At 70.4% G+C, this 8,485-nt stretch carries 9 protein-coding genes; 6 read left to right on the forward strand and 3 right to left on the reverse strand.

Going from position 1 to position 8,485, the window contains the following annotated elements; translation table 11 throughout:
* Both ACFE60_RS15515 and ACFE60_RS15520 read right to left on the reverse strand, forming a co-directional pair.
* Positions 1–85, reverse strand: an 85-nt coding sequence (locus ACFE60_RS15515) for a GDP-mannose 4,6-dehydratase (RefSeq protein ID WP_375387408.1), incomplete at its 3' end; no start/stop codon positions are given.
* 241 nt (positions 86–326) lie between these two features.
* Positions 327–986 carry a response regulator transcription factor gene (locus ACFE60_RS15520; protein ID WP_375389766.1) on the reverse strand — a complete coding sequence of 220 codons (660 nt, stop codon included), beginning with the start codon at positions 984–986 and terminating at the stop codon, positions 327–329.
* Between the two features lie 299 nt (positions 987–1,285).
* Between ACFE60_RS15520 and ACFE60_RS15525 the strand changes: the two genes are divergently transcribed.
* A complete protein-coding gene (locus ACFE60_RS15525) occupies positions 1,286–2,515 on the forward strand; it encodes an Ig-like domain-containing protein (protein WP_375389767.1) in 1,230 nt (409 codons plus the stop codon).
* A 144-nt stretch (positions 2,516–2,659) separates the two neighbouring features.
* On the opposite strand, the gene ACFE60_RS15530 is transcribed toward ACFE60_RS15525, so the two are convergent.
* A complete protein-coding gene (locus tag ACFE60_RS15530) occupies positions 2,660–3,295 on the reverse strand; it encodes a TetR/AcrR family transcriptional regulator (RefSeq protein ID WP_375389768.1) in 636 nt (211 codons plus the stop codon).
* 130 nt (positions 3,296–3,425) lie between these two features.
* Here ACFE60_RS15530 and ACFE60_RS15535 point away from each other — a divergent pair, with 130 nt between their 5' ends.
* The 5 genes from ACFE60_RS15535 to ACFE60_RS15555 all read left to right on the forward strand — a co-directional run.
* Positions 3,426–4,700 (forward strand): ABC transporter substrate-binding protein, encoded by a 1,275-nt coding sequence (locus ACFE60_RS15535; RefSeq protein ID WP_375389769.1) that lies wholly within the window; start codon positions 3,426–3,428, stop codon positions 4,698–4,700.
* Positions 4,700–5,674, forward strand: coding sequence for a carbohydrate ABC transporter permease (locus ACFE60_RS15540; protein ID WP_375389770.1), 975 nt, complete (start codon positions 4,700–4,702; stop codon positions 5,672–5,674). Before ACFE60_RS15535 ends, ACFE60_RS15540 begins: the two co-directional genes overlap by 1 nt.
* Positions 5,671–6,603 (forward strand): carbohydrate ABC transporter permease, encoded by a 933-nt coding sequence (locus ACFE60_RS15545; RefSeq protein WP_375389771.1) that lies wholly within the window; start codon positions 5,671–5,673, stop codon positions 6,601–6,603. Before ACFE60_RS15540 ends, ACFE60_RS15545 begins: the two co-directional genes overlap by 4 nt.
* Before the next feature lie 45 nt (positions 6,604–6,648).
* A complete protein-coding gene (locus tag ACFE60_RS15550) occupies positions 6,649–7,698 on the forward strand; it encodes a zinc-binding dehydrogenase (protein WP_375389772.1) in 1,050 nt (349 codons plus the stop codon).
* 112 nt (positions 7,699–7,810) lie between these two features.
* The coding region (locus ACFE60_RS15555) for a sugar phosphate isomerase/epimerase family protein (RefSeq protein ID WP_375389773.1) at positions 7,811–8,485 on the forward strand (675 nt) is incomplete at its 3' end.

Consider the following 8,485-nt stretch of genomic DNA (forward strand, 5'->3'; position numbering starts at 1 on the left):
ACCCCTTCGCCAGCAGCAGCTCAGCCAGGTACGACCCGTCCTGACCCGTGATCCCGGTGATGAAAGCGACCTTCTTGAACGGCACGGATCCTCCAGACGTCGGCGGGCGATGCTCCCGCCCTCCGCGACGGACGAAGCCCCGCACCACTCTGCCAGTCGAACGCCGCTGAAGCCGTCGTTGCCCCGTGGAGAGGGGGTACCCCCCTTCATGATTCAGAGTTCCGGCGCTCCCCTTCCGTTTCGTAGATGCAGCAGACCTACGAACGAAGGGTCCAGCGCCACTCTGTTTCGTTCTGTAGGTGCAGCAGACCTACAGAACGAAGGGGTCAGCCGGCGGCGGCGAGCGCCTCCCCCGCCAGCACGCCGTCCTCGACCGCGCGCCGGTACAGGTCCACCCGGGAGGAGGCGGCGCGGCCCGCCCGCTCGTACTTGCGGCGGATGCGGCTGACGTACGTCGTGACCGTGCTCGCCGAGAGGCCGATCGTCCGCGCGACCGCCTCCGCCTTGACCCCGGAGGCGTAGAGCGCGAGCACCTGCCGCTCCCCGCGGTTCAGCCCGGCGTCCGGCACCGGCTGCGCCTCCGCGGCCCCGGTCCAGACCCGGAACATCGGTCCGGGGTACCGCGCGACGCCCAGCACCGCGTCGGCCAGCACCCCGGGCTCGGCGGTCTGCAGCACGACCCCGGAGGCGCCGGCTGCGGCGACGGCGCGGATCAGGGCGCTCGAGTGCGCGTCCGCGAGCGCCAGCACCCCGGCGCCCAGCGCGGTGGCGCGCGCCACCGCGGGCGCGAGCGCCTGCCCGCCGTCGAGCGCCGGGTCGACCACCAGCACGTCGAACGGCCGGGCCCACGACCGCAGCTGCGCGCCGGAGGCGAAGGAGCCGACGACCGCGATGCCGTCCCGCCCGTCCAGCAGCGCGCCGACGCCGGCGCGCACGACCGCGCGCGCATCCAGCACCGCCACCCGGACGACACCCTCGTCGCTCATGCCCCGCTCCTCGACGGGCCTTCCCCGCAGAGGGCCCGACGGCGCAGAAGGTACTCGCGACGTGCACTTCTGGGAACCCGGGAAGCAGGGGTGAGCCGAACCGTTACCGAACTTCCGCGACCGCCACGCCGCGCCCGGCGTCCCACTTCTGAGACATCTCGCCGACGGGGGCTTACCCCCGTCGGTGCGTCCGCCTAGCGTCCGACCCGAGGCGCGCGCGGAGGGGGATCTCCCCGGGCGAGCCGTCGGATCCACCAACGGAGGCGGGGGTACGCACTGTGACCAGAACCATTCGAGGCGTGACGGTCGGAGCCGCGATCGCGGTCCTGGTCGCGCTCGCGATCCCGACGAGCGCGTACGCCGACACGCCGGCTCCGCCGAACACGCTGCCCGTCGCGGACAGCCAGACGGTCGCGGTGTACCAGAACACGCCCTTCCCGGTCACGCTGACCGGCAAGGACTCGGATCCTGGGGACTCGATCAGCTACAAGGTGCTCCTCGCCTCCGGGCCGAGCCACGGCACGCTGGAGAACGGCGTCACGGCGCTGCACAAGTACACCCCGTCGGCGAACTACACCGGCCCGGACTCGTTCCAGTTCCAGACCGTCGACAGCCACGGCGCGCTGTCGGCCATCGCGACGGTCACCATCACCGTGATCCCCGCGACGCAGCCGAACCGGCCGCCGGCCCCGACCAACCAGGCGGTGTCGACGCCGTTGAACACGGCGATCAAGATCACCTTGACCGGCACCGATCCCGACGGTGACCTGCTGAACTTCCTGCTGAACGACCCGAAGCCGCAGCACGGCACGCTGACCGGCTCGACGCCGAACCTGACGTACACGCCGGCTCCCGGCTACGTCGGCACGGACACGTTCGGGTTCAAGGTGGACGACGGCAAGGCGCAGTCGCCCGCTCCGGGGATCATCACGATCACAGTCGCGAAGCCGAACACGCCCCCCGTCGCGACGAACATCAGCGCGTGGACCATCCAGAACCGGCCGGTCGGGGTCTCCCTCGGCGGATCGGACCCGGACGGCGACACGTTCACCTTCAACACCCCGTCCGACCCGGCGCACGGGACCGTCGCCCTCACCGGCACGCCCGGCCGCGTCGTCTACACGCCGGACCGGTGGTTCAACGGCCTCGACACGTTCACCTACACGGTGACCGACAGCAAGGGCGCGACGTCGGCCCCCGCCACCGTCTCGGTCGTGGTGCGCGGGTTCAAGCACCGCCCCATCGCGTACGACCAGTCGGTCGCGACGGGTGTGCGGCAGCCCGTGAAGATCGTGCTGAACGGCTGGTCCGGGGACGGTGACGACCTCGACTTCGCGGTCATCGACGGTCCCGACCACGGCCGGCTGATCCAGCAGAGCGACGGCGTCGTGATCTACGTCCCGGACCGCCACTTCCGCGGGTACGACTCGTTTGACTTCGTCGTCCGCGACGAGGACGGCCGCAGCTCCCGCCCGGCGACGGTCGACATCAAGGTGAAGTCGTACTGGGGCGGCTACCACCTGCGCTGATCCAGCGGCACCACGGGAGGGGCCCGGTTCCGCGAGGGCCGGGCCCCTCTTCGGTGTCGCCCCGCCGCCGCACCCCCGCCGCGCGCACCTGCCTCCGCTGCCATGCGAGCCGCGTCCGCGAGCCCGCCTCTGGGTGAGGCGCGCTCAGGGGCGCGCGGCCTCCGCGGCGCGCTCGAAGATCGCGTCCAGCTCGCCGGTCAGCAGCTCGGGAGGGTGGATGCCGAACCGCTCGAGGGTGAACAGGAACTCCTCCACCATGTCGAAGTCCGGCTGGTGCAGCCAGCGGATCTGCAGGCCCTCGATCGCGGCCAGCAGGATCCGCGCGATCCGCTCGGGGTCCAGCGCCGGGTCGACGTTGCCGGAGGCCTGCTGGTTGCGGATCTCCTGCGCGATCTCCGGCGTCAGCCCCTCGTAGCGCCGGGCGTAGAACTCGCGGTTCGGGTGGTCGGCGTCCGTCGCCTCCACCACCGCGGTCATGTACAGGTGGATCAGGCCGGGGTGCTGCATGTTGTGCCGCACGCCCCGCAGCCAGTCGGCGAAGTGCGTGAGGCCCTCGCTGCGCTCGGCGTTGTCACGGTCCCAGGCGGTGATCACCTCCTGCAGCAGGTCCTCCCGCGTCGAGAAGTAATACTGCAGCAGCGCGGGCGAGACGCCGACGTGGCGGGCGATCGCGGACATGGAGGCGCCGCGCGAGCCGAGGGTGGAGAACACCTCGAGCGTACTGTCGAGGATCGCCTGCCGTCGCTCACGACCTTTCGCGTACGGTCCCCGGTCGCTCATGCGGCTGACGATAGGGCCAATGTTGGTCGTTGCCAAACTTTGAAAGTTGTCATACGTTCAGCGTTCAACAGGCCAGCGCCGGCCGAGCCGGCTCCGCGATCCTGCTCACCGCACCGACGAAGGAGTCGAAGTGAAGAGGTCTCTGCTCGCAGGAATCGCGGTGAGCGCCGCGGCGGCCCTGCTGCTGACGGGCTGCACCGGAGGCGCGCCGACCGGCACCGCCGCCACGGGGAACGGCAGGAGCGTCAGCTACCTGATCGGCCAGCCGGACACCCCCGAGCAGCTGGCCGGCATCAAGACGGAGATCCAGCGCTTCGAGAAGGAGTCCGGCGTCGACGTCGACCTGCAGGTCGTCCCGAACAGCAGCGCGCGCACGCTCGTGCAGACGCGCCTCCGCTCCGGCAAGGGTCCCGACGTCTTCGGCTACGACACCGGCCCCGGCTTCGCGGGCGTGCTGGCGAAAGCGGGCCTGCTCTACGACCTCACCGACCACGTGAAGTCCGCGAAGTGGGGCATCTACGACTGGGCGCAGTCGTCGGTCACCTTCGACGGCAAGTTCTACGGCATCCCGGACCAGATCGAGCAGGTCGGGCTCTACTACAACAAGGACATGTTCAAGCAGATGGGCCTGGAGGCGCCTACCTCCATGGCGGCGCTCGAGGCCGCGGCGAAGAAGATCAAGGCCGAGGGGAAGATCCCGTTCGCGGCCGGTGACAAGGAGGGCTGGGAGGGCGGTCACCTGCTCTCGATGGCCCTCGCCAGCCAGGTCGGCGCCGACGAGATGGCGAAGCTGATCGCCGGCGACAGCAGCTGGGACTCCGCCGGCGTGAAGTCCGCGCTCAGCACCTGGTCCGGCTTCCAGAAGGCGGGCTACCTGCCTCCGTCGCCGAACGGCATCACCTACGACAACAGCAACGCGCTGTTCTACTCGGGCAAGGCGGCGATGAACCCGACGGGCACCTGGCTGATCCAGACCCTGAAGGACGCGGCGAAGTTCGACGTCGGCTTCGTGAACTTCCCAGCCCCCTCCGGCGACGCGGTCGCGACGACCGGCCTCGGCTCGGGCACGTTCATGTCCGCCAGCAGCAAGAACACCGCAGCGGCGCTGAAGCTGATGGACTTCCTCGCCAGCGACAGCCACGGCCAGTGGGAGCTGGAGCGGTACCTGATCCCGGCCTTCGCGGTCGACGGCGGCACGAGCGACGACGCGCTGTTCCAGCAGGTCGTCGACGACACCGCCTCCTACGCGAAGAGCGGCCAGGGCACCGGCGCGAACATCGACGTCTCCGCGACGGACGTGTTCAACAAGGCGATGTGGGACGGCATGCAGGGCATCGTGGGCGGCACGAAGACGCCCGACCAGATCGCCGCGAGCCTGCAGGCCGCCGCCGAGAAGTCGAAGTAATGGCGGTCACCACCGTCGTGCCGCGCCCGGGAGCCACCCGGCCGGCACGGCGCGTGGACCGTCCGCGATCGACCGGTCCACGGGTCACGCGGCGGGCCCAGGCGCGCCTCGGCATCCTCATGGTGGCGCCGCTGATGGTCGTGACGATCGTCTTCTTCGTCGTGCCGCTGGTCTCGAGCATCTACTACTCGCTGATCGACTACGACGGCATCTCGGCGACGCCGGCGTTCGTCGGGCTGGGCAACTTCATCGAGATGTTCAGCGATCCGGAGGTGTGGCACGCGCTCGGCAACAACCTCATCTGGATCGTGCTCGGCACGGCCGCTCCCCTCCTCCTCGGCCTGGCGTTCGCCCTGCTGCTGTGGACGGTCAAGCGCGGCAGCCGGTTCTACCGGCTCGCGCTGTTCTTCCCGTACGTGATGCCGGGCGTCGCGATCGGCATCACCTGGGGCTGGATCTACGACCCGATCGACGGCTGGCTGAACGTCGGCCTGCGTGCGATCGGACTCGGCGGGCTCGCAACCGGCTGGCTCGGCCAGCCGAGCACGGCGCTGCTCGCGGTGCTCGCCACCGCGATCTGGGGCGCGTGCGGGTTCGTGATGATCATCTTCCTGTCCGCGCTGCAGAACGTGGATCAGGAGCTGATCGACGCCGCCCGCCTCGACCGCGCGAACACGCTGCAGCGCATCCAGCACGTGGTGCTGCCGCAGATCATGCCCGTCTTCATCATGGTCACGACGGTGACGCTCGTCGGCGGGTTCTCCGTCTTCGACATCGTCTTCATCATGACCCAGGCGGGTCCGGCGAACGCGAGCAACGTGCTCGGCACCTACGCCTTCACGAACGCGTTCCAGCTGAACCAGATCAGCTACGGCACGGCGATCGCGCTGCTCATCACCGCGCTGTCGATCCCCTGCGCCGTCGCGCTGAACCGCCTGCAGCGGCGGCTGTCGATCGAGGGGATGGGGTCGTGACCCAGATCACCGACCGCGGGCCGGTCGTCGGCGCGGAGGCGCAGCAGGTCGACCTGGCGCGGGGCTACTCGGCGCAGCAGCAGCGGCAGCTGCACCGCATGTCCCCGCGCCGCCGTGCCGGCCTCGCGCTGCAGCACGTCGTGCTCGCCGCGCTGTCGCTGCTGTGGCTCGGCCCGGTGGTCCTGATCGTCTCCACCTCGCTGAAGACGACGCAGGACGTGCGGGTGAACCCGTTCGGCCTGTTCTCGTCCTTCTCGCTGGAGAACTTCTCGAAGGCGTGGGTCGGCGGGCAGTTCAACGACTACGTGCTGAACAGCATCCTGCTGACGCTCCCCTCCACCGCGCTGATCCTGGTGCTGTCGACGATGGGCGGGTACGCGTTCGCGCGGCTGCCGTTCCCCGGCCGCAGCGTCGCGTTCTACACGGTGATCCTCGGGCTGCTGGTGCCGTTCTTCGCGTTCATGATCCCGCTGTACTTCCAGCTGCGGAGCATGGGGCTGCTCGACACCCTGGTCGGCGTGGACCTGGTGCTCACCGTCACCGGGCTGCCGTTCGGCGTGTTCTTCATGCGCGCGTTCTTCCTCGATCTGCCGGTGGAGCTGGAGCAGTCCGCCCGCGTCGACGGCGCCTCCGAGTGGCAGATCTTCTGGCGCGTGATGCTGCCGCTCGTGCGCTCCGGTATCTCCGCGCTCGGCGTCTTCTCGTTCATCCAGACCTGGAACAACTTCCTGGTGCCGGTGCTCTACCTGCCGGGCGGCGAGCTGCGCCCGCTGACGACCGGCCTGTTCACGTTCATCAGCGGCCGCCAGGTCGACATCGGGCCGCTCGCCGCCGCCTGCATCATCACGATGGTGCCGGTCGTCGCGGTGTTCCTCGTGATGCAGCGGCAGGTCGCGCAGGGCTTCATCTCCGGCGCCGTCAAGGGCTGACGCCCGCGCCCCTCCAGACCCACTCCGAGCAGAAGGAACCACCACATGGGATCCATGGTCAGCTTCACCGCGCCCAGGACGGCGGAGGTGGTCGACGAGGCGCCGCGCGCGCTCGACGACACCGAGGTCCGCATCCGCACCCTCTACTCCGGCATCTCGGCCGGCACCGAGCTCACCGCCTACCGCGGCAGCAACCCCTACTTGAACAAGTGGTGGGACGAGAGCGAGCGCCTGTTCAAGGACGGCTCCACGTCCTTCGAGTACCCGGTGAACGGCTGGGGGTACGAGGAGGTCGGCGAGATCGTGGAGGTCGGCGCCGCCGTGCAGTCGCTGCACGTGGGCGAGCGGATCTGGGGCACCTGGGGGCACCGCAGCGAGACCATCCAGCAGGAGGCGCGGGCCGTCGCCCGCATCCTGCCCGCGGAGGCGGACCCGCGGATCGGCATCTTCAGCCAGATCGGCGCGATCGCCCTGAACGTGATCCTGGACGCGGACATCCACGTCGGCGAGACGGTCGCCGTCTTCGGGCTCGGCGTGCCCGGCCAGCTGGTCGCCCAGCTGGCCCGCCTGAACGGCGCCACGGTGATCGCGGTCGACGGCATCGCCGCCCGCCGCGAGCTGGCGACGAAGCTGGGCGCGCACCATGTGCTCGACGCCTCCCAGGGGGACGTCGCCGAACGCATCCGGCACATGACGGGCGGCCGCGGCGCGGACGTCTGCCTGGAGGTGACGGGCAACTACCGCGCGCTGCACGAGGCCATCCGGTCGGTCGCGTACAGCTCGCGCGTCTGCGTCGCGGGCTTCATGCAGGGCGAGGGCGCGGGCCTGTACCTGGGCGAGGAGTTCCACCACAACCGCGTCGCGCTGATCGGCGCGCAGATCTCCGGCGTGCAGCCGGCGCTGCAGCACCGCTGGAACGAGCACCGCCTGCAGACGACCGCGATCCGGCTGGCCGTGGAGGGTCGCCTCGACGTCACCTCCCTCATCTCGCACACCCTGCCGCTGTCGCAGGCGGGCGAGGCGTTCCGGATGCTCGACGAGCGCCCGCAGGACGCGCTGCAGGTCGTGCTGTCGTTCGACGGGTCCGGGTCGTGAGCGGGTCTCGCGGATCCGCAGTTCTTCGGCGACGCGCCGTGCTGACGCGTCCGGACGCGGCGCGTCGGCGCAGAAGTGCGGATCCACGCGCGATCCGCGGGGAGGAGGACCGGTGAGCTTCCGTCTCGCGGCCCAGGAGTCGACGCTGCCAGGGGCCACCCTCGAGGAGCGCTTCGAGGCGGCTGTCTCCTACGGCTTCGACGGCATCGAGCTGGGGGCGCAGGGCGAGGGCCGCTTCGCCGCCCGCGCGGAGGAGCTGCGGCGCGCCCGCGCCAACGGCGTCGTGATGCCGTCCGCCGTCGCGCACACGCCGCTGTTCGTCGGCGACTTCGACCCCGCCAGGCGGCGGACGGCGATCGACGACGTGAAGTCGATCCTGTCGACGCTGCCGGAGGCGGGCGCCGCCGGGCTCGTGATGCCGAACGGCTTCGCGGTGTTCTCCACGAAGCTGCCGCCGTTCTCGCCGCCGCGCGACGCCTCCGCCTCCCGCGCCGCGCTGGTCGAGGCGCTCGTCGAGCTCGGCGAGCACGGCGACCGGGTCGGCGCGAAGGTCTTCCTCGAGCCCCTGAACCGGTACGAGGACTACCTGATCAACACGCTGGCCGAAGCGGTGTCGGTGGTGCGGGAGGTCGACTCCCCCGCCGTCTGCGTGATCGCCGACACCTTCCACATGTCCATCGAGGAGACCGACATCGGCGCCGCGATCCGCGCCGCCGACTACCTGATCGAGCACGTGCAGCGCGTCGAGGGTGTCCTCCCAGTCGTAGTGGCCGTTGCCCGGCTCGAG

This window comes from uncultured Amnibacterium sp. (assembly GCF_964245895.1).
Taxonomy (GTDB): domain Bacteria; phylum Actinomycetota; class Actinomycetes; order Actinomycetales; family Microbacteriaceae; genus Amnibacterium.

Excerpts from the sequence above, each read along its gene's own strand:
- ACFE60_RS15520 (WP_375389766.1), bottom strand. The coding sequence starts at position 986 with ATGAGCGACGAGGGTGTCGTCCGGGTGGCGGTGCTGGATGCGCGCGCG.
- ACFE60_RS15530 (WP_375389768.1), bottom strand. The coding sequence starts at position 3,295 with ATGAGCGACCGGGGACCGTACGCGAAAGGTCGTGAGCGACGGCAGGCG.
- ACFE60_RS15540 (WP_375389770.1), top strand. The coding sequence starts at position 4,700 with ATGGCGGTCACCACCGTCGTGCCGCGCCCGGGAGCCACCCGGCCGGCA.
- ACFE60_RS15550 (WP_375389772.1), top strand. The coding sequence starts at position 6,649 with ATGGGATCCATGGTCAGCTTCACCGCGCCCAGGACGGCGGAGGTGGTC.